At 66.4% G+C, this 24,452-nt stretch carries 20 protein-coding genes; 16 read left to right on the top strand and 4 right to left on the bottom strand.

The window, feature by feature from the left end; translation table 11 throughout:
- Window positions 1-325 precede the first annotated feature (325 nt).
- Window positions 326-1,276, bottom strand: coding sequence for an AraC family transcriptional regulator (locus QU481_RS14580; protein WP_289830767.1), 951 nt, complete (start codon window positions 1,274-1,276; stop codon window positions 326-328).
- A gap of 102 nt (window positions 1,277-1,378) precedes the next feature.
- Between QU481_RS14580 and QU481_RS14575 the strand changes: the two genes are divergently transcribed.
- Genes QU481_RS14575 through QU481_RS14555 form a run of 5 tightly spaced genes read left to right on the top strand, consistent with a single transcriptional unit; the run spans window position 1,379 to window position 7,670 of the window.
- The gene (locus QU481_RS14575; RefSeq protein WP_289830766.1) at window positions 1,379-2,326 is read left to right on the top strand and encodes an NmrA family NAD(P)-binding protein; all 948 of its coding nucleotides are present in this window, start codon (window positions 1,379-1,381) and stop codon (window positions 2,324-2,326) included.
- Window positions 2,323-3,486: a monodechloroaminopyrrolnitrin synthase PrnB family protein gene (locus QU481_RS14570; RefSeq protein ID WP_289830765.1), complete on the top strand. Its 1,164-nt coding sequence runs from the start codon at window positions 2,323-2,325 to the stop codon at window positions 3,484-3,486. Before QU481_RS14575 ends, QU481_RS14570 begins: the two co-directional genes overlap by 4 nt.
- Entirely contained in the window at window positions 3,483-4,802 is a 1,320-nt protein-coding gene (locus QU481_RS14565; protein WP_289830764.1) for an FAD-dependent monooxygenase, read from the top strand. Before QU481_RS14570 ends, QU481_RS14565 begins: the two co-directional genes overlap by 4 nt.
- Entirely contained in the window at window positions 4,792-6,273 is a 1,482-nt protein-coding gene (locus QU481_RS14560) for a 4-hydroxyphenylacetate 3-hydroxylase family protein (RefSeq protein ID WP_289830763.1), read from the top strand. Before QU481_RS14565 ends, QU481_RS14560 begins: the two co-directional genes overlap by 11 nt.
- A gap of 11 nt (window positions 6,274-6,284) precedes the next feature.
- Window positions 6,285-7,670, top strand: coding sequence for an MFS transporter (locus QU481_RS14555; RefSeq protein WP_289830762.1), 1,386 nt, complete (start codon window positions 6,285-6,287; stop codon window positions 7,668-7,670).
- 69 nt (window positions 7,671-7,739) lie between these two features.
- Here the strand turns inward: QU481_RS14555 and QU481_RS14550 are convergent, their stop codons facing one another.
- Together QU481_RS14550 and QU481_RS14545 are read right to left on the bottom strand one after the other, a co-directional pair.
- Complete coding sequence (locus QU481_RS14550) at window positions 7,740-8,828, bottom strand: threonine aldolase family protein (protein ID WP_289830761.1); 1,089 nt, start codon at window positions 8,826-8,828, stop codon at window positions 7,740-7,742.
- A 251-nt stretch (window positions 8,829-9,079) separates the two neighbouring features.
- Window positions 9,080-10,291 carry an MFS transporter gene (locus QU481_RS14545; protein WP_289830760.1) on the bottom strand — a complete coding sequence of 404 codons (1,212 nt, stop codon included), beginning with the start codon at window positions 10,289-10,291 and terminating at the stop codon, window positions 9,080-9,082.
- Between the two features lie 118 nt (window positions 10,292-10,409).
- On the opposite strand from QU481_RS14545, the gene QU481_RS14540 reads away from it, so the two are divergent.
- The 10 genes from QU481_RS14540 (at window position 10,410) to QU481_RS14495 (ending at window position 22,589) form a co-directional block, all read left to right on the top strand.
- On the top strand, window positions 10,410-12,242 hold the full coding sequence (locus tag QU481_RS14540; RefSeq protein ID WP_289830759.1) for an IucA/IucC family protein: 1,833 nt from the start codon (window positions 10,410-10,412) through the stop codon (window positions 12,240-12,242).
- A complete protein-coding gene (locus QU481_RS14535; protein ID WP_289830758.1) occupies window positions 12,239-13,252 on the top strand; it encodes a GNAT family N-acetyltransferase in 1,014 nt (337 codons plus the stop codon). Before QU481_RS14540 ends, QU481_RS14535 begins: the two co-directional genes overlap by 4 nt.
- A 7-nt stretch (window positions 13,253-13,259) precedes the next feature.
- Window positions 13,260-15,053, top strand: coding sequence for an IucA/IucC family protein (locus tag QU481_RS14530; protein ID WP_289830757.1), 1,794 nt, complete (start codon window positions 13,260-13,262; stop codon window positions 15,051-15,053).
- An 11-nt stretch (window positions 15,054-15,064) separates the two neighbouring features.
- Window positions 15,065-16,369, top strand: coding sequence for a lysine N(6)-hydroxylase/L-ornithine N(5)-oxygenase family protein (locus QU481_RS14525; protein WP_289830756.1), 1,305 nt, complete (start codon window positions 15,065-15,067; stop codon window positions 16,367-16,369).
- 89 nt (window positions 16,370-16,458) lie between these two features.
- On the top strand, window positions 16,459-17,283 hold the full coding sequence (locus tag QU481_RS14520) for an ABC transporter ATP-binding protein (protein WP_289830755.1): 825 nt from the start codon (window positions 16,459-16,461) through the stop codon (window positions 17,281-17,283).
- Complete coding sequence (locus QU481_RS14515) at window positions 17,265-19,238, top strand: iron ABC transporter permease (RefSeq protein WP_289830754.1); 1,974 nt, start codon at window positions 17,265-17,267, stop codon at window positions 19,236-19,238. The genes QU481_RS14520 and QU481_RS14515 overlap by 19 nt, the downstream gene beginning before the upstream one ends.
- Window positions 19,235-19,996, top strand: coding sequence for a siderophore-iron reductase FhuF (fhuF, locus tag QU481_RS14510; RefSeq protein WP_289830753.1), 762 nt, complete (start codon window positions 19,235-19,237; stop codon window positions 19,994-19,996). The genes QU481_RS14515 and fhuF overlap by 4 nt, the downstream gene beginning before the upstream one ends.
- The gene (locus QU481_RS14505; RefSeq protein WP_289830752.1) at window positions 19,959-20,840 is read left to right on the top strand and encodes an ABC transporter substrate-binding protein; all 882 of its coding nucleotides are present in this window, start codon (window positions 19,959-19,961) and stop codon (window positions 20,838-20,840) included. Before fhuF ends, QU481_RS14505 begins: the two co-directional genes overlap by 38 nt.
- Window positions 20,841-21,144: 304 nt before the next feature.
- Entirely contained in the window at window positions 21,145-21,678 is a 534-nt protein-coding gene (locus QU481_RS14500; protein WP_289830750.1) for a DedA family protein, read from the top strand.
- Window positions 21,679-21,764: 86 nt separating this feature from the next.
- On the top strand, window positions 21,765-22,589 hold the full coding sequence (locus QU481_RS14495) for a ChaN family lipoprotein (RefSeq protein WP_289830749.1): 825 nt from the start codon (window positions 21,765-21,767) through the stop codon (window positions 22,587-22,589).
- 89 nt (window positions 22,590-22,678) lie between these two features.
- Here the strand turns inward: QU481_RS14495 and QU481_RS14490 are convergent, their stop codons facing one another.
- The gene (locus QU481_RS14490; protein ID WP_289830748.1) at window positions 22,679-23,578 is read right to left on the bottom strand and encodes a LysR family transcriptional regulator; all 900 of its coding nucleotides are present in this window, start codon (window positions 23,576-23,578) and stop codon (window positions 22,679-22,681) included.
- Between the two features lie 123 nt (window positions 23,579-23,701).
- Between QU481_RS14490 and QU481_RS14485 the strand changes: the two genes are divergently transcribed.
- Window positions 23,702-24,397: an alpha/beta hydrolase gene (locus tag QU481_RS14485; RefSeq protein ID WP_289830747.1), complete on the top strand. Its 696-nt coding sequence runs from the start codon at window positions 23,702-23,704 to the stop codon at window positions 24,395-24,397.
- Window positions 24,398-24,452: the final 55 nt, after the last annotated feature.

Here is a 24,452-nt window from a genome sequence, read left to right as displayed (position 1 = left end):
GATCGATTGCCACTGACGGTCTGCGTCAGAAACGGCAGGAAGCGCAGTCGCATCGGCTGTCGCATCAGCCTTTGCGAAGCTTGTAGCAATTTTTATGAAGCTCCGAGAGGCGCACCTCAAGGATGGAGCCCAACTCAGCAGTAACCCGAGTCAAGCACTGACATGCGACAGCTTCGCCATCGCAGGAGTCCAATCGATGGCAGCGACGGTTCAACTCTAGACCATGCACCACCCGTACGACGATTTGCTGTGCGGATCATCCTTGACCTTGAACAGGCTCTGAGAACATGAAGTTGCGCTAGTCTCCCCCCAACATGGGCTACCGTCAGCCGTTCCGACGCAATTTGGCCTGATGTTTCTTGCGAAAGGCGCCCGGCGTGGTGCCGTAGAGGCTCCGAAACGCCAAATGCATCCCGACAGTGCTCTCGTAGCCAATCTTCTTCGCGATCGCCTCCTGCGACAGCGTCGTGACGCTGAGCAGTCGCTTCGCCTCGGCCAGCCGCCTGCACATCAGATGCCGTGCGGGCGCTTCGCCAATCAGCTGCTTGAACGTCTGGGCAAACGCAGACCGCGACATCCCGGCACTCTGGGCGAGCGACTCGAGCGTCCATGGGTAGTCGTAGTTCTCATAGATCGCAGTGAGTGCGTGCCCTATCCCTGGGTTGCGCAGGACACTGGCGACCCTCCCGAGCGCGCTGGGGTCACGCAGCGCGACCCTAAGTCCAAGCAGGTACACCAGCTCGAACCCCCGCAACAGGACGAGGTTGCGCCCCTCGTGATGCTCTCTGATCTCTCGCTTCAAGCCGTCAAGCATATGCGCCAGGAGGGGTTCCTTGCTGATTTGCTCGGCCTCGACAACGAGCAGCGATGGCAGCAGGTGATACAGCGGCAACACACCGTCCGCCTCGTAGTGCAGCCCTGCGCACAGCATCCGCCCCGGCTCCCCACCCCCATCAAGATGGATGAGACTGAACTTGCCCGTACTACGCGTGGGCAGCACGTCCTCCAGGGGGCGTGGCGGGGTCCTTGGCGAATCACCGACGATATGCGTGTCGCCACGCGGAAACATCGCCAAGTCTCCTTCGGCCAGCGTCACTGGCTCTTGATCCGGCATGCTGATCGTCGCGCTTCCCGACACCATGTAATGGATCAGTGCACAGGGCTCAGGTTTACCCTGAATCGCCCAGGGGCTGCTCACCTCCCATTGGCTCAGGAACATGCCATTGAGACGTAGCGGATCGAGCACATGGGTGAGGACATCGGATTCGTCGATCATTCTGGACGATTCTTAAGGAATACAGGCCGTATCCTAATTGATAATACAATGGTATGACAAATAAAATTCCGAGCCACGTCTACAATGCTCAGGAGTTTATAAATGCCCTTTCCGGTAGAAAATCAGCATCTTGTGCTCGGCGCTTCCGGCGCTCAGGGGGCCGCCATCGCCAAGGAACTTCTGGAGCGTGGCGAGCGCGTCAAGGGGCTCGTTCGTTCCGAGCGTAGCGTGCTTTCCGCCGGCATCGAACGAGCAGTAGCCGACTTGGGCGATCCGGCATCGCTGGTTGCCGCATTTGCCGGGGTGACAAACGCAACCATCACCCTCCCACTGGTCTACGACCCGACCATCATCGACAGCTACGCGCAAAATATCGCAAGTGCGGCGCTTGCAGCGGGCGTTCAGCGATTGGTGTTCAATGCCAACATCAGGACGCCGGCACAAATGAGCGGCGTCGCGGGATTCGACACCCGCCTCAGCGCCGAGCGGATACTCCGCGCCAGCGGCATTCCGATGGTTTGCCTGCAGCCGGCGGTGTACCTGGAGAACCTGCTGGCGCCGTCGTCGATCGTGGCCATGCAGCAGCGGGGTGAGTTGCATTACCCCCTGCCTGCGGACATGGAAGTTTCGTGGATCAGCCACACCGACCTGGCCAAGGCTGTTTGCATCGCGCACCGCATCGCGGTGATCCCCGAGCAAGCGATCGCGATCGGCTCTGCTCCGGTGACCGGCAAGGAGCTCGCGGCAGCGCTGGCCGATTCGCTGGGTCGACCTCTGAATTACTGCTCGCTCGATCCGGCCGTTTTCGAAACCGCGATCGCCGGGCTTCTTGGCACCGATGCGGCAGCCGGCATTGCCGGCATCTACCACTGGGCGTTCCACAACCCCGCATCGACGCTCTTCAAAAACGGCGCGGTCGAGCTTCGTCAAAAACTGGATATCACGGCACTTACACCGAGTGAGTGGGCTCAACGGCGGCTCTGGCAGCCGGCAGGCAAGGTGGCGGCCAACCGGCCAGAAGCACTCGTCACCGTCGGAGATGTTGAATGATCCTGCCCGACTCGAACCTCTTCGAAGAGCACGCCTACTTCAACATCAAGACCATCCAGAACCTAGACCCCCTGCAGGCGGATGCTCGGCTCTCCACACTGCCAGCGTTGAATGGCAATGCCGATACGGCCGCCCTGACTCAACTGCTGCGGTCGCTCGCGAAAGACATCGCGACCTGCAGGATCGAGAGCGCCGAAGCTGCCCTCGCCGCGATGCGGGATATTGGCATCGTCGCCGGCTCATTGAAGCGCCATGGCATCGAACCGGTCGCTGCCGTGCCGGAAATCGAGCCGCCGCTGATTGCGCTTGGCCGCTACAGCAATATGATCCCGCGCGATACGGTTCACCACTACACCTCATGGAACCCGCCAGGGGAACGCAGGCGAACCTATACCGGCGATGAACAGGAGCGTTGGCTGCAGGACGCCGTCGTGCACGTCTTCCCGAACCTGAGCGCTTCGCTGTCGATCAGCGAAGCACTGAGCGAGATGGACCCCAGAGATGCGCGCTTTGCCCCCATGATCGGGATGCTGAGCGATGCAAGCCGTTCAATGATCGATGCGATCGACTCGGTTACCTCACGCGTATCACCGGTGTTCTTCGCGCAAGTGATGCGGCCGTATTTCGAGGAATTCACTGTCGAAGGGACACCTTACCTCGGTCCTGCTGCAGCCCAAGCGCCATTGTGGCTGATCGACCTCTGCGTATGGGCGTCCGATCGCAATCAGCCCGATTATGAGCGTTTTCTGTTGGAGTCGGTGCAGTACAGCCTGCCTCCCTGGCGGGATTTTCATGCCCGCCATGCATCCAAGACATCGCTGGTGACGAAGGTCGCCGACCTTCTCCAGTCCCAAGCTGGCGAGCCGGACGAAGGCATCGTACAGAGTGCCAGCCGCCTGGCGGATCTGCTGTACCAGCTGAAAGTGTTCCGCGGCCGCCACATCGGCATCGCTCGCCGAGCTTATTCCCCCGACGTCCGCCTTTACGACCAAGGCAGCGGCGGTGCGCCGGTTGAGCTACTGAAGCGGATTCTGGACCTAACTCGTGAGAACGAAGCACTGATGCAGCTTCGGCCACGATCGCGCCAGCACCAGAATGCACTACGGCCGGCATCCGCCGGCACCGCCCAGCAGCCGCAACGTCAGGGAGAATATGCGTGACGGCACGAATACTCATCGCTGGTGCCGGCATCGCGGGTCTAACCGCCGCGCTGGCACTGCATGCTCACGGGTTTACGCAGATCCGCCTTGTCGAACGCTCGGAAAACATCAAGCCGCTGGGCTCCGGGATTAATCTCCTACCACAGGCAGTTCGCGAGCTCGACGCCCTCGGCCTGCTGGATGGTCTCCTTCCGATCTGCGTGCAAACAAGCGAGCTGTTTTACATGAACCACCATGGGGACTGCATCTGGCGTGAGGACCGTGGCAAGGCCGCCGGTTTCCGCTGGCCACAGCTCTCGATTCATCGCGGCTGGCTCCAGATGCAACTGCTCCAGCAGGTGGTGCAAGCACTCGGGCCTGACGCCGTCCACGCGGGCAAAGAAGTCGTCGACGTTCAAGAGGCGAAAGACGGCCAGGTGGTCGTCTGCCACGACCGCACGAGCGGGGCGGAAGTCCGCTACAAGGCCGACCTCGTTATCGGCGCGGACGGCATCAGGTCGGCGGTACGCAGGTTGCTCGCACCGGATGAAGGACCGCCGCCAGCCAACGGCATGGTGATTTTCCGCGGCACCGTCTGGGGGAAGCCGTTTCTGACCGGAAGCTCGATGATCATTGCCGGCGACGGGATACGAAAGTTCGTCGTCTACCCGATGGCCCAACGGGCCGGCTCGAGTGAAGTCCTGTTGAACTGGGCCGCGGCCGCCCCGGAAAACCCTGCCGAGGGCTATGCGCATGGCGACTGGAATCTGCCGGTGCAACCCAGCCGATTTGCCAGGGATTTCGAGGGCTGGAAGTTCGCCGGAGTCGAGCCTGCAGCGATCATGCTCGCCAGCGCAGACACCTTCGTCTATCCGATGGTCGACCGCGAGCCGCTGCCGACGTGGACACACGGCGCCGGCATCGTGCTGATCGGCGATGCGGCCCATGCGATGTACCCGATCGGCTCGAACGGTGCGACGCAATCGATCATCGACGCTTGTGCCCTCGCCCACTATCTGAGCCTCTATCCCCGCTTCGATAAGGCCCTGTCTGCCTACGAGGCCGACCGGCGCGTCAAGATGACCGAGTTGCAGATCGCCAACCGCAAGAAGGGGCCGGAGGTCGTTATCGATATTGCCAACGCCCAGGCACCGGGAGGCTTCAAAGACCCCAGGGATGTGTTTGGGCCGGGCGAACTGGAAGCGATCGCAGCGCGCTACGCGAGGATTTCGGCAATGGAACGCACGATGGTCAACGAACCCTCACCCTACTGGGGCTCTGACAGAACGGCCCGAGCCACCACCTCCAAACAACAGGAAGCACTGCATGATGCGTAATGGTGCCGCTTATCTGAGCAGCCTCAACGACGGCCGCATCGTCTGGCTGGGCCAGCAAAAGGTCGGAAACGTCACCTCCGCTGCCGCGTTCAGGAACGCCGCACAGTCGTTTGCCCAGCTTTACGAGCTGAGTCATGACTCGGCATCGCGTACCGCTCTGACCTATCTGGACCCGGCGAGCGATACCCGCCATGCCCTCTCCTTCCTGATTCCGCGCAGTTATGAAGAGCTCGTATCGAAGCGGATCGCCCATAAGACATGGGCCGAGGAGAGCTTTGGATTCCTGGGTCGCTCGCCGGACTATATGGCGTCTGGCATCGCCGGCTTCGCAGCTCGCCCCGATGTATTTGCCGGCGGCGACTTCGATGGCTCGGCGAACGTACTCTCGCTCTACCGGCGGACTGCCGAACAGAATCTGTTTGTAGCCTTCACGATCACTAACCCGAAGATCGACAAGGCCAAGAGCTTGGCGCAACAGGGCCCGGGCAACGATATTGGCGTTCGCACCGTCCGTGAAACCGACGGTGGCATCGTCGTCAGCGGGGCGAAGAGCATCGGCACGGCCGCCATCTTCGCCGACGAAATCATCGTCGGGACTATCGAGCCGCTTTCGCAGGACGATGTCGACTATGCATTGAGCTTTACCGTCACGCCAGCAACGCCCGGCGTCATCCTCATTTCGCGTGACTCGTACGAACACGCCGCCCGCAGCCGCGAGGACAATCCGCTCTCTTCGCGGTTCGATGAGAACGATGCACTGCTCGTGCTCGACAATGTATTCATCCCATGGGAACGGGTACTGACGTATAGGGATATTCAGCGCACCTTTGCCATGTGGTGGGAGACCCCTGCCTACACCAATATGGCGCATCAGGCATCGGTGCGTTTCTGGACCAAGCTGGAATTCCTGGCCGGCCTCGCCTCGCTCGTATGCGACAGCCATGGCAGCGCTGGCAACCCGCAAGCCCGCGCCCAACTCGGCCGCCTATTGGGCTATGTCCAGCTCGCCAAATCGACGGTGCTCGCCGCCGAGGCGGGGCATGAGACGAAAGCGGAGGACGATGGGGTCGTTCGTCTCAACAGAGAAATCACCTACGCCCAGCGGATATTGGCGGGTGAGATTTACCCGAAATTCATCCACGAGCTGCGAATGCTTTGCGGCGGTGCGTTGATACAGCTGCCCGACTCCCTTCACGACCTCGACCATCCGGACATCGGGCCGATGCTGCGGCGGTTCATACGTTCGTCGGCCCAGTCGGCCGATGAGCGCATCCGGCTGATGAAACTGGTCTGGGATGCCACGGGCTCTGACTTTGCCAGCCGGCACGCCCATTACGAACAGTTCTACCAAGGCGCGCCGCATGTCTATTTGGCCCAAATGACGTTTACGGGCTTGGCGGAAAAGTATGGCCACTTTGCGTCTCAGGCCCTTGCCGGGAAGAACGAGACCGGCGGGCCGGATAATCATTGAAGGAAAACACAATGAATCTCGGACGAATTCGCTGGCTACTGGCAGGCACGCAGTTTCTGCTGTTGGTGGACACTTCCATCATCAACGTAGTGGTGCCGTCAGTCACGCAAGAGTTGGGGTTTGACTCCACCGGCCAGTCCTGGATCGCGAATGCCTATCTGATCGCGTTTGGCGGGGTGCTGCTGCTAAGTGGCCGAGTGGCCGACATCCTCGGCAGGAGACGGGTTTTCCGCCTCGGGCTGATCACGCTGGCGCTAGGCTCCGCCCTCGCCGCCGTCGCAGCCGGTCCAGTATCGCTCGTGGCCGGGCGGGCGCTGCAGGGTGTCGGCGCGGCGTTGGCGGCAGCGGCCAGTTTCGCGCTCGTACTGACCGTGTTCGACGGGGAGGCCCGCCAACGCGCTCTGGGGCTGCTCGCGGCGATGGCGGGTGCCGGTGGAGCGGCTGGAACGGTGCTGGGCGGCTTGCTGACCCAGTCGTGGGGATGGCGCTCCACCTTCTGGGTCAGTGTAATCGCTGCCCTCGTGCTGCTGGCGCTGGCACACCGGGTATTGGCCGGCATTCCCGACCGTAGGGTTCACTCCCCCATAGACCTTCCGGGGGCCTTGCTGTTGATGGGCGGGCAAGTGCTGTTGGCGTTTGGCCTGCTCTCGCTGAGCAGTACTGTCAAGCTGGCGAACCTCGCCGCCTTGGCCTTGGCGGTCGGCTTGCTGATCGCGTTCGCCATTTGGCAACAGCGCGGCCCCGCGCCGCTGATACCACCGGACGTATGGCGCAATGCCGGTCTCATGAAGGCCAACCTCCTTGCCTGCCTGGGGCAAATCGTGTTGTTTCCGATGTTTTTCATCGTCAATCTTTATTTGCAACAAGTGCTGGGGTTCGGGCCGTTCGAATCGGGTCTGGCGCTGCTCCCGCTTTGTGCGGTGGTCATCGCGACTGCCTCGCAGGTTCCGCGCCTCATCGCCTGGCTTGGGCTGCGCTGCGCCATGACGTCGGGCTTCATCATCGTGGGCATCGGGCTTGGCTGGCTGTCGGCGCTGGGCGCACAAGGCAGCTTCATTGGCGATGTACTGGGGCCGACTCTCATCGTCGGCGTCGGGCTGCCCATCGTGTCTATCACGACCGGCATCCTGGCCGGCACGCACTCGGTGCAGGGTCGAGAGGGCCTGACTTCCGGTCTGCTGAATACCGCCCAGCAGTTCGGCGCAGTGATCGGCATCGCAGCGTTCGTCGGGCTGGCGTCGTACCATTCGACATCACTGTCCATGCTGGATACGGACGCGAGGACGGCTCTGACGGGAGGCTATTCGCTGGCGCTGATGGTTGCATCGATTATCTCCATGCTGGCAGCAGTCGTTGCGATCATACGGCGTTGGGATGGGATTCCTGAAACTGCCTGAGCCCTTGGCTTCAGTCAGCAATAAAAAAGCCCGCACTTAGGTATGCGGGCTTTTTTGTCAGCGCCGGATTCAGCCGCGCGCCAACTCGGCGACGAACATCATCAGGATTTCGCGCAGCTTGCCGTCGGACAGCGCAAGTAGGTTGTCACCGACGTACCATTCGAAATAGCTCGACTCGGCCAGCATGCCCGGCTGCGCGGCACCGAACAGCCACACGCCGTAGTCTTGCGCGAGCCTATCCCGCGCGGCAGTAGCCGTCTGCTCGCTGACCTTCAGGTGAACGTGGAACAGATTGCACTGAGGGGTGGACGGGTTCAGGGTCAGCTCGGGGAACTCGCCGACAATTCTGGCGACCTGCCGCGCGCGTTCGACGTAGCGCGGCATCGCGGCGAGGCGCTCGTCGAACTGCCGCGCCGCGGCGACCACGTACGGAGAGCGCTGCCAGACGTTGCCACCCAGCCGCTTCGCCCAGTTCGATGCGCGCGCAATGAAATCAGCGCTGCCGAGCAGCATCGCGCCGCCCATGCCGCCAATACCCTTGTAGAACGACACATACGCCGAATCAAAGCCGGCACACACCTCGTCGAGCCCACGCCCGTAGCCGGTGGCGGCCTCCCACAGCCGCGCGCCGTCCAGATGCAGGTGGATGCGCTCGGTGCTGCAGTATTCCTTGATCGCCTTCAGGTCGTTCCACGCCGGCAGCACGCCGCCGATCTCGCGCATCGGCAGCTCGTACAGCGCAGCGCCGAGCTTTTCCGGCCAGGCCTTCAGGTCGTCGACCGTCCACGCACGGTGCGGCCGGCCCAGCGGCAGCGTGTCGAAATGGTCGAGCAACTGGTAGTTACTGCGCTCGTGCAGCACGATGTGCGCCGACGGGTGCATCGCCGCCAGCCGGCTGCCGCGCTCCTCGCAAGCCAGGCGCAGCGCGATGGTCTGCGCCATCGTGCCGCTGACCATGAACACGCCGGCCTCGAAACCGAGCAGTTCGGCGATCTTGCGTTCGAAGCTGTTGACGAGAGCCCCCTCGCCATACTGGTCGTGCTGGACACCGTTGACCTCGCACCATGCCGCCATCGCGGCGAAGTCCTCGGCAGCGCTATGCGGGCGGTGGCCCGGAACAACGGTGTGGCAACGTTGACGCAGTACTAGCGGGGACATAGCGACTCTCCATAGATAACGGTAAGCGGGATCCGCTCGGCGGGTGGCCGGCGGGATCGCGGCCAAGTCGGGTTTCGGCCGGGCCGCAGGTCGCCCATGGTAACGCAGAGCGCCCAGCGCCGCTTCCCGCCCCCCGTGGTTTTTGCCAACCAGCCGATCGGCGGCAGGTTATGACCGCAAGAGCAACACACTCTTCGCTTGCCGGCCCCCAACACGAGGTTGGCCGAGCTGTGCAGCGACGGGCGATTCGCTCAGCTTGCGGTGACGAAGGCTGCCTGCGGCCGGCGGCCGAGTAGCAACAGCTGGCAAGCGGCGACGACGGCACTCGCCACCGCCAGCCACAACGGCCAGTCCGGCCCCAGCTCGAACAGCCAGCCGGCCAGTGCCGCGCTGACCGTGTAGCCGACGGTGTGCGCGGCAGCGATCGAGCCGCTGACGCGGCCCTGCTGCGCCGGCGGTACCACCTTCGCCGCCTGGTGGCTGTACGCCGGCACCATCACCGCCAGCGCGAGCGACATGCCGACGAAGCCGAGCCACGGCGCCGCCGGGTGGTGCCACAGCGGCATCAACGCAATCGAGGCGACGAGCAGAACGCCGGCTGCCGGCACCCAGCGCGGCGACAAGCGCGGCACCAGCCACAGCTGCACTAGGAGCGCCCCCACGCCGGCGGCGGTCAGCATGCCGCCGAGCGTCGCCGCGGCACGGGTCGGGCTCCAGCCGAAGCGCGCCGCCAGCCACACCCCCGCCACGTACTGCACCAGTCCCAGCGCGCATTGCGTGGCGAACGCCAGCGGCCAGAAACGCCACAGCAGCCCGAACAGGCCCCGCTGCGGCAACAGCCGCGATACCGCGTGCGATGGATGTGCTGACGGTTCGACCAATTTTGCGGTGGCCACCAACGCAGGCCAGGCGACCAGCGCCACCAGCCACAGCGGCCCCAGGGGATCGAGCGCCAGCGTCGTCGATGCCAATACCGGCCCGATCAGCCGGCCGACGGTCAGCCCCGCCGACAGCCGCGACAGCGCGCCGAGGCGCTCGCCGATGGCAACCGTCGCCCCGACCCAGGCTTGGCTGGACGACACCAGCCCCGACACTGTCAAGCCGTAAGCCACCCGGCTCGCCGCCAGCCACCACCAGATCGCGTCGGCACTGAGCCAGCCGCGCTGCGCCACCAAAGTCAGCAGCAACAGCGCAACGTGGCTGACCGCAAAGCCGAGCAAGGCGATCACCAGCACCGGCCGGCGGCCTATGCGATCGCCGACCAGTGCCCACAGCGGCGCGCCGAGCAGGAACAGTGCACTACCGATCGCGAACGCGCTGTTGACGCGCGCAAGAGTCAGGCCGGTAGCGGCGATCAGCAGCGGCTGGAAGGTGAACAGCGCGGCTTGGCCCAGGCCCATCACGGCGCAGCCGGCAGCCAGAGTGAAGACGAAGGAACGGGACGCAACAGGTGGGGTGGGCATCGGAAGCTACGACATCAAATTCAGAGCCGCCATTTTATCTTGCATTTGCGCTATTGCAAACGATTCTTGTTTGTGTTTAGCATGAAAAACACCAACCACCACCGATGGACACCCCATCATGTCGCTGCACCTCACTCCCCCAGGATCCGGGCGGACGCCCGGCGAACTGGCCTCGACCAACGCCTTCGTCAACGCGCTGCTGCGCGAGTGGCCGCACTGGACCCACCATCGCCGCGAACAACTGCCGGCCGGCATCAGCACCGCGCAGGCCGGCGTCGACGGCGGCGTGCTGCTGCCGCTGCCCGGCCATGCGCTGTCGGTGTGGCTACCGCTGGCGCACTGGTCGCTGGCCGGGCGTCATGCCTTTGCCCTGCCGCTCTGGCTCGCTCGCGACAACGGAGCCTGGCAGCCGGGCAGCCTCGCCGAACTGGTCGCGCTGATCGCCACCGAACCGGCGATCGCCGGCCGCAACGCTACGCCGCAACTCGCCTGGCTGTTCATCAAGAGGGTGGCCGACAGCGCGCTGAACCTTGCCGCCGCCGAGGCGGCGCGACTCACTGAGCTTTCCGCGCTGTCGTGGCCGGAGGCTGGCTACCTGGCCGCCGAGCAGGGCCTGGTATACGGCCACGCGGTCCATCCCACGCCGAAGAGCCGCGACGAGTTTTCAGCCGACGACGTGCGCGCGTACAGCCCGGAATTCGCGTCGCGCTTCGCGCTGGAATGGTTGGCACTGGCCCCGGAAGCGCTGTGGAGCGTCGACTGCGACGGCCTACCCGCGTCGGCGCGGCTGGCCGGCCTGATCACCGACGACCCGGCGCTTTCGCGCATCGTCGCGCAGAATCAGCTGCCGGACGACTGGCTGCTGTTGCCGGTGCACCCGTGGCAGGCACGTGTGCTGAAGCACCATCCGAGCTACGAGCACTGGATTCGCGCCGGTAGGCTGAAGGAGCTCGGCGCGCAGGGCGTCGACTGGTACCCGACCTCGTCGCTGCGCACGCTGTACGCACCGGGCCAGCGCTACATGCTCAAGCATTCGCTGAGCGTGCGGCTGACCAACTCCAAGCGCGTGCTGCAGCCGGCCGAAGTGGCACGCGGCGCGCTGGTGCACGGTGCGTTCATGAGCCCGCTTGGCCGCGAGCTTGCCGAGCGCTGCCCAACGCTCGCGATCATGCACGAACGCGCCGCGTTCGCGCTGGCGAACCTGGACGGCAGCCCCTTGGCCGAAAGTTTCGTGTTGCTGCGCGACAACCCATTCGCAGAGCGCGACACTACCTACGTGATGGCGACACTGTGCCAGGATGGCCCGGACGGTACGCCGGGCATGCTCGGCAAACTGGTGACGACGTTGGCCGAACAATCCGGTGAGCCGGCGGCCATCGTTGCCGAGCGCTGGTTCGGCAGCTTCCTCGATGTGGCGCTACGCCCCTTCCTGATCGCGATGTCCGACTTCGGTTTCCTGTTCAGCGCCCACCAGCAAAACATGGTGCTGGGTCTCGCCGGCGGCTACCCGTCGCGCGTGTACTTCCGCGACTGCCAGGGCACCACGTTTAGCACTGCGACCATCGAACGCCTGAAGCCGCACGTGCCGGGCATCGAGGCCGCGCTCGAGCTGCAGTTCAGCCAGGCCGAGACCAACTGCCTGTGCGGCTACTACCTGATCGTCAACAACGTGTTCAACGTGATCAGCGTGCTCGGTGCCGCCGGCGTTGCCGACGAGGTGCGGCTCGCCCGCCTGATGCGCCGCTTCCTGCTGGCGCTGAAGGCCGAGGGCTTGGCCGACACCGCCTTCGTCGACTACCTGCTCACCTCGCCCGAGATCGAAGCCAAGGGCAACTTCATGATCTGCCTGCGCAACGTCAACGAGACCACCGAGCCGGACGGCTCGTTCCGCTCCTACGTGCCGCTGGCCAACCCGATTTACCACTGCACCGACTCCGAGAGCCGTCCATGACCACCCTGCCCCCGATCACCCTGCCCGGCGGCCAGAGCGCTGCCTGCCTCGCCGAGGCCGACACGCTGACCCTGCTGCTGGACGGGCGCAGCGCCGCCCGCTTCACCGTCAACCATGCCGAGTGCGAGCTCACCCTGACGCTCGAAGGCGGCGTCGACGCCGCGCTGCCGCCGGCCGCGCTGTACGCGCTGCTCGCCGAGACCTTCCGCAGCGACCGCGACACCCGCCGAGTCACGCTTAAGCTTGGCGCAGTGCCGGAGTTCGCCGCCGCCGCGCACCGGCTCGGCCTAGTGCAGATACAGGAAGCCGGCCGCGCCATCGCTTGGCGCAGCGCGTTCTGGCAGCTGCCGGGGCCGTGGCTCACCGCGCCGGCGTCGGGTCTGTTCCCGTCGCGTTTCACCGTGACCAACCACCATCAGCACCCGCTGCGCCCGCCCAAGCCTCAGGGCGACGTCTACCGGCGCTTCCTGCCCGAGATCGGCGAGACGCTGTCGTTCCGCACCCTCGACCCCGAGCGCGACCTCGAGGTGTTCCACCAATGGATGAACCAGCAGCGGGTCGACCACTTCTGGGAGATGGCCGGCACCCGCGAGTCGCATGCCGAGTACCTGCAAAAACGGCTGGCCGACCAGCACAGCCACCCGCTGATCGGCTGCTTCGACGATGTGCCGTTCGGCTACTTCGAGACGTACTGGGCGAAGGAAGACCGCATCTCGCCGTTCTACGACGCCGACGACTACGACCGCGGCTGCCACGTGCTGGTAGGCGACAGCCGCTTCCGCGGCCCGCGCCGCTTCCCGCTGTGGCTGCGCGCGATCGCCCACTACCTGTTCATCGACGAGCCGCGCTGCCACCGCTTCGTCGGCGAGCCGCGCGTCGACAACAGCCGCTTCATCGAGCACCTGCAGGACCATGGCTTCGTCAAGCGCAAGGAGTTCGACTTCCCGCACAAGCGCGCCGCGCTGGTGGTGATGGAGCGCGACGTGTTCTTCGACCAGTTCGGACTGTGAGGCGGCGATGAACCACGCGCATCACGCCCTCACCGCGCAGGCCGACCCTGCATTGTGGCGCCTGGCCAACCGCCGCTTGCTGACCAAGCTGCTGTCCGAGTTCGCGTACGAGGGGCTGATCGAGCCGGTCGAGACCATGCCGGGTCAGTTCCGCGCCCGCGCGGGCGCCGTACACTACGGCTGGTACGGCCGCGTCAACGCCTGGGGCATGCCGGTGATCCGCCCCGACACGCTGTACCGCGACGCCGACGGTGTACAAGAGCCGGCCTGGGACGCGCTGCAGGCGCTGGCCGACCTGACGCCCGATCTGCCGACCCCGGCGCTGACACTGGCGCAGTACGCGAGCGAAATGCAGCAGACGCTGCTCGTCGACCTGCAGCTGCTCACCGCGCGACGCGGCCTCACCGCCACCGACCTACTGGCACTGCCGGCCGACCGGCTCAACAGCCTGCTCGACGGCCATCCCAAAGCCGTGCCGAGCAAGGGCCGAGTCGGCTGGGGGCTGGCCGAGCACCACGCCTACGGCACCGAGAGCGCCCGCCCGTTCGCGCTGCACTGGCTGGCGGTGTCGCGCGATCTAGCGCCGTTCCACCTCGCCGAGGGACTCTCTGAGCAGCAGCTGCTCGCCGCTTCATGCGACGGCGCCGAACAGACTCGGCTGCTGTCGACGTTGGCCGAGCACGGCGCAAGCCGCACCAGCCACTGGCTGCTACCGGTCCACCCCTGGCAGTGGCAGACGCATATCGCGAGCCAATTCGCCGGCTTGCTCGCCAGCGGCGAGCTGATTCACCTAGGCGAGTTCGGCGATCGCTACGTACCGCAACCGTCGCTACGCACGCTGTCCAACCACGTCCGCCCAGACGCGCTACACCTGAAGCTGCCGCTGACCGTGCTCAATACCTCAAGCTATCGCGGCCTGCCCGGCCGTTACCTGGCGATCGGCCCGGCGCTGTCGCGCTGGCTGAGCGACACGGTCGCCAGCGACCCAACGTTGACCGAAGGCCGGGTGCTGGTGCTCGAGGAGCTGGCCGGCGGCCATGTGCCGCACCCGTTCTACAGCCGGCTCGATGGCGCGCCATACCACCTGAATGAGCTCTTGGGCGCGGTGTGGCGGATCAGCCCCGCGTCGCTACTCGACGACGGCGAGACGGCGCTGATGTTCGCAGTGCTGCAGCAGTGCGACGACCAAGGCCGCCCGCTCGCCGCCGAGCTGATACGCCGCTCGGGCCTCGCGCCCGAGGCATGGCTGAGCCGGCTGTTCGAGCGCTGCGTGGTACCGCTCTACCACCTGCAGTGCCGCTACGGCCTGGGCTTTATCGCGCACGGCCAGAACCTGACGCTGATCCTCGACGGCAACGTGCCGGTCGGCGTGGCGCTGAAGGATTTCCAGGGCGACCTGTTCGTCGCCGACGCCGCGCTGCCCGAGCTTTCCGGCCTGCCCGCCATGGTGAAGGCCGCGCTGCCGACGATGCCGCCGCACTACCTGATCCACAACCTGTGGACCGCGCTGTTCGGCAGCGTGTTCCGCTTTATGGCGAGCGCGCTGGCCGATGCGGACGTGATCGCCGAGCCTGCGTTCTACCGGCTGCTGTCAGCCCGGTTGCGCGCCTACCAGACCGCCCACCCCGAGCTGGCCGAACGCTTCGTGCTGTTCGACCCGTTCACCGCCGAGATGCCCCGGCTGTCGCTGAACCGCGCCCGTTTCGTCGCCGGCTACGGCGACAGCGCCGAGCGGCCCATCCACGCCCTCGGCCCGACCCTGACCAACCCGCTGGCCGCGCACGACGCGCACCGCTTCTAAAGGATCCCCCCATGACTATCCGTCTGGATGTTGCCGGCATCGGCGTCGGCCCGTTCAACCTGAGCGTCGCCGCGCTGCTCGCTCCGCTCTCCGAGCTGAAGACCGGCTTCTTCGAACGTCGCCCGGCGTTCGACTGGCACCCGGGCATGATGCTGCCGGGCACCCGGTTGCAAACCTCATTCCTGAAGGACCTGGTCACCTCGGCCGACCCGACGAGCCCCTACTCCTTCCTCGCCTACCTGGTCGCCAAGCAGCGCTTCTATCGCTTCATCAACGCCGAATTCCCGCGTATCGAGCGCCGCGAGTTCGCCGACTACCTACGCTGGGTCGCCCAGCAGCTGCCCAATCTGCACTTCGGCAGCGAGATCCGTGACGTGCGCCACAACGGCGATTGCTTCGTCCTGAGCTTCTCCGACCGCCAGATCGAGGCCGAACAGCTCGTCGTCGCAACCGGCTCGGTACCGCACGTGCCGGACTGGGGAGCGCCGCACCTGGGCGAGCAGGCGCTGCACGCCAGCCAGTACATGACCACGCCGCTGAACCTGACGGGCAAGAACGTCGTCGTGATCGGCGGCGGCCAGAGCGGCACCGAGATCGTACTCGACCTGATGAACGGCGCGCGCGGCGAGCTCGCGTCGCTGACGCTGGTCAGCCGCCGCCCGACACTGGAGCCGCTGGACGAAAGCCCGTTCACCAACGAGTTCTTCACGCCGGACTACGTGAGCGCCTTCCACCGCCTTCCCGAGGAGCGCAAGCCGGCGATCGTCGAGCGCCAGAAGCTCGCCAGCGACGGCATCTCGCCCGACACGCTGCGCGAGCTGACGCAGGCGTTGTACGTCGCCGACTTCCTCGACCCGGGCCAGAGCCGCCCGAGCCTGCTGCCGTTCCGCGAGGTATGCGCGATGCGCCGCGACGGCAAGGCGCTGCGCCTGTCGATGCACAACGGCTTCAACGGCGAGGACGAAGAGCTGAGCGCCGACCTGGTGATCTTCGCCACCGGCTACCGCAGCGTGCTGCCGTCTTGCCTCGCGCCGCTGTCCGAGCGCATCCGTCGCGCCCGCAACGGCCGCCTCGCGCTGCGGGAGGACTTTTCGGCCGACTGGGACGGCCCGGCCGAGCAGCGGCTGTTCTTCCAGAACGCCGGCCGGCTCAGCCACGGCATCGCCGACCCGCAGCTGTCGCTCGCCGCGTGGCGCAGCGCGGTGATCGCCAACAGCCTGCTCGGCCGCCGTCATTACAACGACAGCGATGCGGCCGCCCCGCTCCATTGGACCGCCCCCGAGCAGCCGACCGCGCCGACCGCAAAGGCGGCATAAATTAATAGATAATCATTCTCGTTTTCACTGGAATGATGACATATCCTCGCCTGACGGGCCGCCGGGCAACCGGTGGCCCCTTGTTTTCGATGAGCACACACCACTTCCCGCTGCTCGAGGCCGATGCGCTGCGCGTCGTGCTCGGCGGCAGCACCATCCTCGATTCGCTGTCGGTTGGCTTCGACGCCGGCCGCGTCTACGCCCTGTGCGGCCCGAACGGTTGCGGCAAGAGCACACTGCTGCGCTCGCTGGCCGGCCTGATTTCACCGGCCGCCGGCAGCGTGACGCTGGCCGGCCGGCCGCTCGCGACAATGGCGCCGCGCGAGCGCGCCAAACGGCTGGCGATGCTGGCGCAGAGCCACACCACCCCGCCGGGCCTGACGGTGGCGGAGCTGGTCGCCTGCGGCCGCTTCGCCCACACCGGGTTCAGTCACCATCTGGACCGCAAGGACCAGCTCGCGATCGACCGCGCGATCGCGCTGACCAGGCTCGAAACATTGGCAGAGCGCGACATCGGCACACTGTCCGGCGGCCAGCGCCAGCGCGCCTGGCTCGCGATGGCGCTGGCGCAGGGCGGCGAGGTGTTGCTGCTCGACGAGCCGACCACCTACCTCGACGTCCACCACCAGATCGACGTGCTCGCCACCGTGCGCCGCCTCAACGAGGAGCACGGCCTGACGGTGATCTGGGTGCTGCACGACCTGAACCAGGCCGCCGCGTTCAGCGACGAACTGCTGCTGATGAAGGCCGGCAGCCTGCGCGCGCGCGGCACCCCGCACGAGATCATGGCCCCGGCGCTGTTGAAGGACGTGTTCGACGTCGAGATGTGGCGGCTGCCCGACAGCCAACCGCCGGTGTGCCTGCCCCGCTACCACGGCCAGTTGCAGGAGGCCGCATGGTTGCAGTCCGCCTGAGCGTCGCGCCGGCCGCGCCGCGCCGGCTTGTGCCGCTGGCTCTCTTGCTGGCCGTGGCGCTGCTTTCAGCCAACATGTGGCCCGGCCACCTCGCCGACCCGAACCTCGCGCACGCGGTCTTGCTCGAGCTGAAGCTGCCGCGCCTGACCGCGACGCTGATCGCCGGCGCGGCGCTGGGCCTTGCCGGCGCCCTGTTGCAGCTGTCCACCCGCAACCCGCTCGCCGCGCCGAACGTGCTCGGCGTCACCTCCGGCGCGCAGATCGGCCTGATGGTCAGCCTGCTCCTGCCCGCGTCGCTGAAGTTCGTCGGCGTACCGGCGGTGTTCGCCGGCGGCCTTGTCGCCGCGCTGCTCACCTTCGCGGTCGCCGGCGGCTGGCGCGCCACGCCGCTGCGGCTGATCCTGGCCGGCACCGCCACCAGCCTGCTGCTGGCCGCGCTTGCGTCGCTGCTATTGATCCTCAACGAGCAGCACATCGCCGGCCTCGCGCTGTGGAGCGCCGGCAGCCTATTTCAGAACGGCTGGGGCGGCGTCGCTCAGACGCTGCCGTGGTTCGTGCTCGCCACCGCTGGCGCCCTCTGGCTGCGCCAGCCGCTGGCGGTGCTCGGTCTCGGCGACGAGGCGGCCGCGACGCTGGGCCTGAGGGTAGCCGCGCTGCGCCGTCGCGTGCTGCTGATCGCCACGCTGCTCGCCGCCGTCGCCGTCAGCCTGGCCGGACCGATCGCCTTCGTCGGCCTGATCGCGCCGAACCTGGCGCGCCTCGCCGGCCATTGGCACCCGCGCCGCCTGGTGCCGGCGTCGGCACTCGCCGGCGCCTTGCTGCTCGCCTTGGCCGACGCGGCGGTGCAGCGCATCGGCGGCAGTGGCGGCCTGCCGCTCGGCGTCGCGACCGCGCTGGTCGGCACGCCGCTGCTGATCTGGCTGATCCAGCGCCTGAGCCGGCTGGTGCCGCCAAGCGCCGACACGCTCGGCACGGCCGTGCCGTCCCGCCGCTGGCCGGTGCTGCCACTCGCCACGCTGATCCCCGTGCTGCTGGTGGCCGGCCTCTTCTACGGCAGCCTGCCGTTGCCTGACTATGCGCTGTCCGACTGGCTCGCGCAGATCCCGAGCAGCGGCGCGCTACTCGTCGAGCTACACCTGCCGCGCCTCGTGCTGGCGCTGACGGCCGGTGCACTGCTAGCTCTATCAGGCGGTCTCTTGCAACAGGTGGTGCGCAACCCGCTGGCCGGCCCGGAGCTGATGGGCGTCTCGCAGGGGGCAGGACTCGCCATGCTGGCCTTGGTGCTGGCGTGGCCCCCCGCGCCGCTGCCGGCCCAATGGCTGGCCGCTCTCGTCGGCGCCGCGCTGGTGCTGGCGGTCGCGCTGGCGGTGAACCGCCGCCACGACTACGAGCCGGTGCGGCTCGCCCTGACCGGCATCGCGCTGTCGGCGCTGCTCGGCGCGCTGGCGGCACTGCTGATCGTGTCGGCCAAGGTCCAGGCGGCGCAGGCGGTGGTGTGGCTCGCCGGCAGCAGCTACGGCCGTGGCCTCGACAGCGCCTTGGCGCTGCTGCCCTGGCTGCTGCTGGCACTGCCGGGCCTGTGGCTGGCACGCGCGCTGGGCTTTCTCGCCTTCGGCGACGAACAGGCCAATGCGCTGGGCGTGCCGGTGGCGCGACTGCGCCTCTTCGCTCTGTCGCTCGCGGCGTTGGCCGCGGCGCTGGCGGTGGCTGCGGTCGGCCCGGTCGGCTTCGTCGGCCTCGCCGCACCACACCTGGCCGGCCTGCTGGTCGGCCAGAACCCGCGCTGGAGGCTCGGCTGCGCGATGCTGGTCGGCGCGGTGCTGACCGGCGTCGCCGACCTACTCGGCCGCAGCCTGCTCGCCCCGCTCGACATCCCGCTCGGCCTGATGACCGCCGTGCTCGGCGCGCCGTATCTGTTGATCCTGCTGGCGCGACAACGCAGGCAGCGCCCATGAGCCTGCACACGCTGCTCACCGGCGAACTGGCGCCGTGCCGCGCGCAGCTGTACGCCGGCCACCGCCCCGACGCACTGCCGCTAGCAACGCTCGCCGACGGGTCGCACCTGCCCGACGCGCTGCTGGCCCTCGCACGCGATTACGCCGGCGCCCCGCGCCGCGCACAGGTGTCGCAATGGGCCAAACACTATTTCCGCCTGCTGCTGCCCCCGGCGATCGCCGCGGCGCTGCTGGGGCTGCGGCTGCCACTGGCGCTCGAGCGTGTCGGCCTGCGGTTCGACGAGCACGGTCTGCCCGGCGAGCTAGAGCTCGACCACCTGGGTACGCCCGCACCGCACGACTCCTTGGCCGAACGCTACCAGCCGCTGCTGTGGCAGCACTTGGCGCCGCTGATCGACCGTCTGGCCGAGCACGGCAAGCTCAGTCGCCGCGTGCTGTGGAACAGCGCCGGCAATCTGATCGAGCACCTGCTGCGGCATTTTGCCGACGAGGGCCACCCGGAGGCACAGGCCCACGCCGACTGGCTGCTCGGATCGCGCCGCCTCGCCGACGGTGCGGCCAACCCGCTGTGGCAACCGGTGCACTACGTCGACTCGTTCCTGCCGCAGGTTTCGTCGCCGGTACGGCTGCGACGTCTGTGCTGCCTGCGCTACGAACTGCCGGGCGAAGTATGCTGCGCCACCTGCCCGCTGCTACCCAATAAACCCGAGGAAGAACTGTATGCCCTGCTCGACCGCTGGCGCGCCGCCAAGGCCTGACCGGCGCCGCTTCATCGCCGGCCTCACCGCCCTCTTCGTCGCCGGCCCCGCCCTCGCCGCCGCCCGCCCGCTGCGCGTCGTTGCGCTCGAATACAGCCTGGTCGAGATGCTGCTGGCGCTCGGCGTCACGCCCGTCGGCGCGGCCGATCTGAAGGGCTACAAGCGCTGGGTCGGCCTCGGCAAGGAGCAACTCGGCCACGTCGCCTCGGTCGGTACCCGCCAGCAGCCATCGTTCGAGGCGATCGTCGCACTCAAGCCTGACCTGATCCTCGGCGTCGACTTCCGCCACGCGCCGCTCATGCCGCTGCTAGAGAAGATCGCGCCGACCCGGCTGCTCGTCAGCCAGCAGCGCGGCGACGGCCTCGCTATCATGCGCGACGACTTCGCTAGGGTGGCCGGCTGGACCGGCCGGGAGGGCGAGGCGCGGCGGGTGCTGGCCCGACTCGACGCAACACTCGCCAACGGCCGGGCGCAGCTAAGACAGCGCGCCGGGCGGCGCCTGGGGTTGCTGCAAGGCCTGGCCGGCTCGCCATCCTGCTGGGCGTTCGCCGCAAACAGCCTGCCCGGCGGCGTGATCCGCGCGCTCGGCATGGTCAACGCCTGGCCCGAAGACGACGCGGCACAAGGCATCCTGACCGTCGGTGTCGAGGATCTGCTGAACCAGCCGGCCGATCTTGCGACCGTCGTCGACCCACGCGCCGATTTCACCCGTGGCACCCTATGGCCCAAGGTGCCGGCCCTGGCGCAGGGCCGGCTGGTGCGGCTCGCGCCGGACACCTGGACCTTTGGTGGCCCGCTGTCGGCGCAAAGATTGACCGAACGGCTCGCCCGGGCACTGGTCTGAGAACCTATTTACGATCTCGCGAACGAAGGGTCAGCCAAGGCGAAATTGCGTGAAAATGCGGAATGTACAAGGAGTACATGAGCATGTTGAACGACATTTCAACGCAGGATCACCCGAGTACAGCAGATCGTAAACAGGCTCTGAGGCCGCACCGGCCTTGCCTTGCTGAAATGCTGCCGCGACACTAGTACCTGTCATGGCCCGATCCCAGCTACGTTGACGGCGAGCGGTCTTGCTCACCCGGGTTCGCTTGGCGGCCCCGCACCAGGCTCATGACAGGTTCTGATGCCCGCAAAGGATCGCCGTGACGCTGCACGAACTGACTACCCAAACACTGGACTTCGTCCGCGAGCACGAAGCTTGGGCCGCCCCTATTGTGCTGGTGCTGGCCTTTGGCGAGTCGCTCGCGTTCCTGTCGCTACTGCTGCCCGCCACCGCCATCCTGCTCGGCGTGGGCGTGTTGATCGGAAAAAGCGGCATCGCATTCTGGCCGATCTGGTCCGCCGCCGCGGTCGGCGCCATCCTTGGTGACTGGCTGTCCTATTGGATAGGGTTGAAACTGGAACACCGTGTCGCGCATATGTGGCCGCTGTCGAAGCACCCCGACCTGCTGCCGCGCGGCCACCGCCTCTTCGAGCGCTGGGGCGCCGCCGGGGTGTTCGCCGGGCGATTCTTCGGCCCGTTGCGCGCATCGGTACCGCTGGTGGCCGGCATCTGTGAAATGCCTGCATTCACCTTCCAGCTGGTAAACGTCGCCTCGGGCATCGCCTGGGCCACCGGCATCCTAGCGCCGGGTGCCTTCGGCCTGCGCTGGCTGGAAGGCTGGATGGCCGCCTGACCTCGATCAGAACCGCTACAATCGACATGGCCGCGAAGCCGCTCGCTTCGTCGCCTCGCGATAAGATCAACACAATGAAGCCAACGATGACCCGTTCCCTTACCGTCCTACTCGCCACCCTCGCCCTGTCCGCCTGTGCCAGCAAACCGGTACCACCGACGCTCGACCAGCAGTTCAGCCGCCAGCCACTAGTGCTACTCGGCGAGATGCACGATAACGCCGAAGGTCACAAGCAGCGCTACGCGCTGATCAAGGAAGCGGTGTTCAACGGCTGGCGCCCGGTCATCGCGATGGAGCAGTTCGACCGTGGTAACCAGGCCAAGCTGGACGAGGCACTCAAGCGCTGCACCAACACCGACTGCGTAATTGAGGCGGCCGCGCCGGCCAACAGTGGCTGGAACTGGGAGTACTACAAGCCACTGATCGAATTGGCGCAACGTTACAAGCTGCCCATCATCGCCGCCAACGTGTCGCGCGACGAGGCCGCCAAGGTCATGCGCGATGGCTTCAGCGCGATATTCGACCAGGCCACCCTCGACGGCTATGGGTTGAACAAGCCGGTGCCGGCCGACATCCTGACAGCCCAGGCCCACGAGCTCGACGCAGGCCACTGCGGCAAGCTGCCCAAAGAAACGCTGCAAGGCATGGTGAACGCGCAGATCGCACGCGACGTGTTCATGGCCAAGGTGATGTTCGACAACCGCGCGCATAGCGTGCTGCTGATCGCCGGCAACGGCCACGTGCGCCGCGACATCGGCGTGCCCCGCTGGCTCGGCAAATACGCCAACGGTGCACTAAGCGTCGGTTTCGTCGATTCCAAACCGGCACCGAAGGCCTTCGACCGCGTGGTCACCGTCCCGGCCACCGAGCACCCGAACCCGTGCACGGCGCTGAATAAGGCCGCCTCCTGACCACTGCAGTCTGTCTCCCCGCCCTACCACGACGCTGGCCAAAGGTTTCACTGGTAGACGAATAGACGGGGCAAGGCCGGCGGCGGCACTCACCAGCGTGGCGCCGCCCTCGCGAAATGCTCCGACAGGAATTCGATCAGCACCCTGACCTTGGGGGAGACATGCTTGCGGGTCGGGTACACCGCATAGATTCCCAGCCCGATCGAACGAAACTCGGGCATCAGCTCCACCAGCGCCCCGCTGGCTAGATCGTCGCCGACCAAGAAGCCCGGCTGCAGGATCACTCCTTGGTGCGCCAATGCCGCCGCGCGGCAGGTGTCGCCGCTATTGGTGTGCATGCACGGGTTGGTCTTCACGCTGACCGGCCCCGCCGGTCCGTCGAAGTGCCACTCGTCCTTGGTGGACCAGTAGCTGTACGAAATCACTCCATGGTCGGCCAGCTCGGCCGGCTGTGTCGGTACGCCGTGAGCCTCCAGATATTGCGACGAGGCACACAGCACCATGCGCGTAGTCGCCAGGCGCTTGCTGATCAGCGTCGAACTTGGCAACGCGGCGATACGGATCGCCAGATCGTAGCCCTCCTCGACCAGGTCGATCACCCGGTCGGCCAGCGTCACGTCGAGCATCACTTCGGGATAAAGGGCACGAAACTCACCCCAAAGCGGGGCCAGGTGGCGGATCCCGAAGGTCACCGGCGCGTTGATCCGCACGAGACCGCTGACCGCCACGCTGCGTGAAGTGATTTCCGCCTCGGCCTCGTCGAGCCCGGCCAACAGCTCCTTGCTGCGCGCGTAGAACACCTGACCTTCCTCGGTCAGTGATAGCCGTCTGGTGGTTCGGTGCAGCAGGCGCACGCCCAAACGCCCCTCCAGCTCTGCGATGTAACGCGACACGGCCGCCTTGGACAGGTCGAGTGCCTCGGCCGCCCTGATGAAGCTGCCGCTATCGACCACCGCGTTGAAGGCACGCATTTCGAGGAATCGGTCCATTGTCTCTATAAGTGGAACAGTTGATCTCAGAATAAGCCGTTTATCTCAATCGAGACAACGCCTACGATTCGTCCAATATCCATCCAACCTGGCTTTGGCCGAGTTCCCCTTCCGGAGCCCTCCATGTCTCACACACTAGACCCGATCAGCCCCCTGCAGCAGGACCCGGCCTTTGCGCTGGACTTTCGGCTGCGCCAGCCCGTGCCCGCCGCCCCGAAGGCCTGCCTCCTGCTGCTGCATGGCGTCGGCGGCAACGAAACAAACCTCGCCGAGCTGGCCATGGCGATCGATCCCGAAGTGCTGGTCGTGCTGCCGCGTGGCCCGCTGACCTTCGCACCGGGGCAGTTCGGCTGGTTCCGGGTAGCATTCACCCCCAACGGGCCCAGCATTGTGGTCGAGGAGGCGGAACAGAGCCGCCAGACCTTGATTCGTTTCATCGAACAGTTGCAATCCGCCTACGACATTGCGCCTCAGCGCACGGTCATCGCCGGCTTCAGCCAGGGCGGCATCCTCAGCGCCAGCGTGGGGCTGAGCGCACCGGAACGGGTCGCCGGATTTGGCGTGCTGTCCGGCCGCATCCTGCCCGAACTAGGGCCCCGCCTGGCCCCGCGCGAGCAGCTCGCGACGCTGAGCGCCTTCATCGCCCACGGGCAATACGACAGCAAGTTGCCGGTCGCATGGGCGCACAAAGCGGACCAGTGGCTCACCGACCTGGGCGTGCCCCACGCCACCCGGCTCTACCCCGTCGATCATGCGCTGAGCCCGGCCATGGCCGCCGACTTCCTCGACTGGGCGCAGACGCTGACGAGTCCGCACTGAAAGTCCCCTTCTAGAGAATCAAGCAACAAGGCCCGCCTAATCGGCGGGCCTTGTT

This window comes from Crenobacter oryzisoli (assembly GCF_030385785.1).
GTDB classification, from domain to species: domain Bacteria; phylum Pseudomonadota; class Gammaproteobacteria; order Burkholderiales; family Chromobacteriaceae; genus Crenobacter_A; species Crenobacter_A oryzisoli.
This window is presented reverse-complemented; position numbering and strand designations above follow the sequence as displayed.

Excerpts from the sequence above, each read along its gene's own strand:
- QU481_RS14575 (WP_289830766.1), top strand. The coding sequence starts at position 1,379 with ATGCCCTTTCCGGTAGAAAATCAGCATCTTGTGCTCGGCGCTTCCGGC.
- QU481_RS14515 (WP_289830754.1), top strand. The coding sequence starts at position 17,265 with ATGGTTGCAGTCCGCCTGAGCGTCGCGCCGGCCGCGCCGCGCCGGCTT.
- QU481_RS14495 (WP_289830749.1), top strand. The coding sequence starts at position 21,765 with ATGACCCGTTCCCTTACCGTCCTACTCGCCACCCTCGCCCTGTCCGCC.
- QU481_RS14570 (WP_289830765.1), top strand. The coding sequence starts at position 2,323 with ATGATCCTGCCCGACTCGAACCTCTTCGAAGAGCACGCCTACTTCAAC.
- QU481_RS14555 (WP_289830762.1), top strand. The coding sequence starts at position 6,285 with ATGAATCTCGGACGAATTCGCTGGCTACTGGCAGGCACGCAGTTTCTG.
- QU481_RS14520 (WP_289830755.1), top strand. The coding sequence starts at position 16,459 with ATGAGCACACACCACTTCCCGCTGCTCGAGGCCGATGCGCTGCGCGTC.
- fhuF (WP_289830753.1), top strand. The coding sequence starts at position 19,235 with ATGAGCCTGCACACGCTGCTCACCGGCGAACTGGCGCCGTGCCGCGCG.
- QU481_RS14505 (WP_289830752.1), top strand. The coding sequence starts at position 19,959 with ATGCCCTGCTCGACCGCTGGCGCGCCGCCAAGGCCTGACCGGCGCCGC.
- QU481_RS14560 (WP_289830763.1), top strand. The coding sequence starts at position 4,792 with ATGATGCGTAATGGTGCCGCTTATCTGAGCAGCCTCAACGACGGCCGC.
- QU481_RS14550 (WP_289830761.1), bottom strand. The coding sequence starts at position 8,828 with ATGTCCCCGCTAGTACTGCGTCAACGTTGCCACACCGTTGTTCCGGGC.
- QU481_RS14540 (WP_289830759.1), top strand. The coding sequence starts at position 10,410 with ATGTCGCTGCACCTCACTCCCCCAGGATCCGGGCGGACGCCCGGCGAA.
- QU481_RS14525 (WP_289830756.1), top strand. The coding sequence starts at position 15,065 with ATGACTATCCGTCTGGATGTTGCCGGCATCGGCGTCGGCCCGTTCAAC.
- QU481_RS14530 (WP_289830757.1), top strand. The coding sequence starts at position 13,260 with ATGAACCACGCGCATCACGCCCTCACCGCGCAGGCCGACCCTGCATTG.
- QU481_RS14485 (WP_289830747.1), top strand. The coding sequence starts at position 23,702 with ATGTCTCACACACTAGACCCGATCAGCCCCCTGCAGCAGGACCCGGCC.
- QU481_RS14490 (WP_289830748.1), bottom strand. The coding sequence starts at position 23,578 with ATGGACCGATTCCTCGAAATGCGTGCCTTCAACGCGGTGGTCGATAGC.
- QU481_RS14580 (WP_289830767.1), bottom strand. The coding sequence starts at position 1,276 with ATGATCGACGAATCCGATGTCCTCACCCATGTGCTCGATCCGCTACGT.
- QU481_RS14545 (WP_289830760.1), bottom strand. The coding sequence starts at position 10,291 with ATGCCCACCCCACCTGTTGCGTCCCGTTCCTTCGTCTTCACTCTGGCT.
- QU481_RS14535 (WP_289830758.1), top strand. The coding sequence starts at position 12,239 with ATGACCACCCTGCCCCCGATCACCCTGCCCGGCGGCCAGAGCGCTGCC.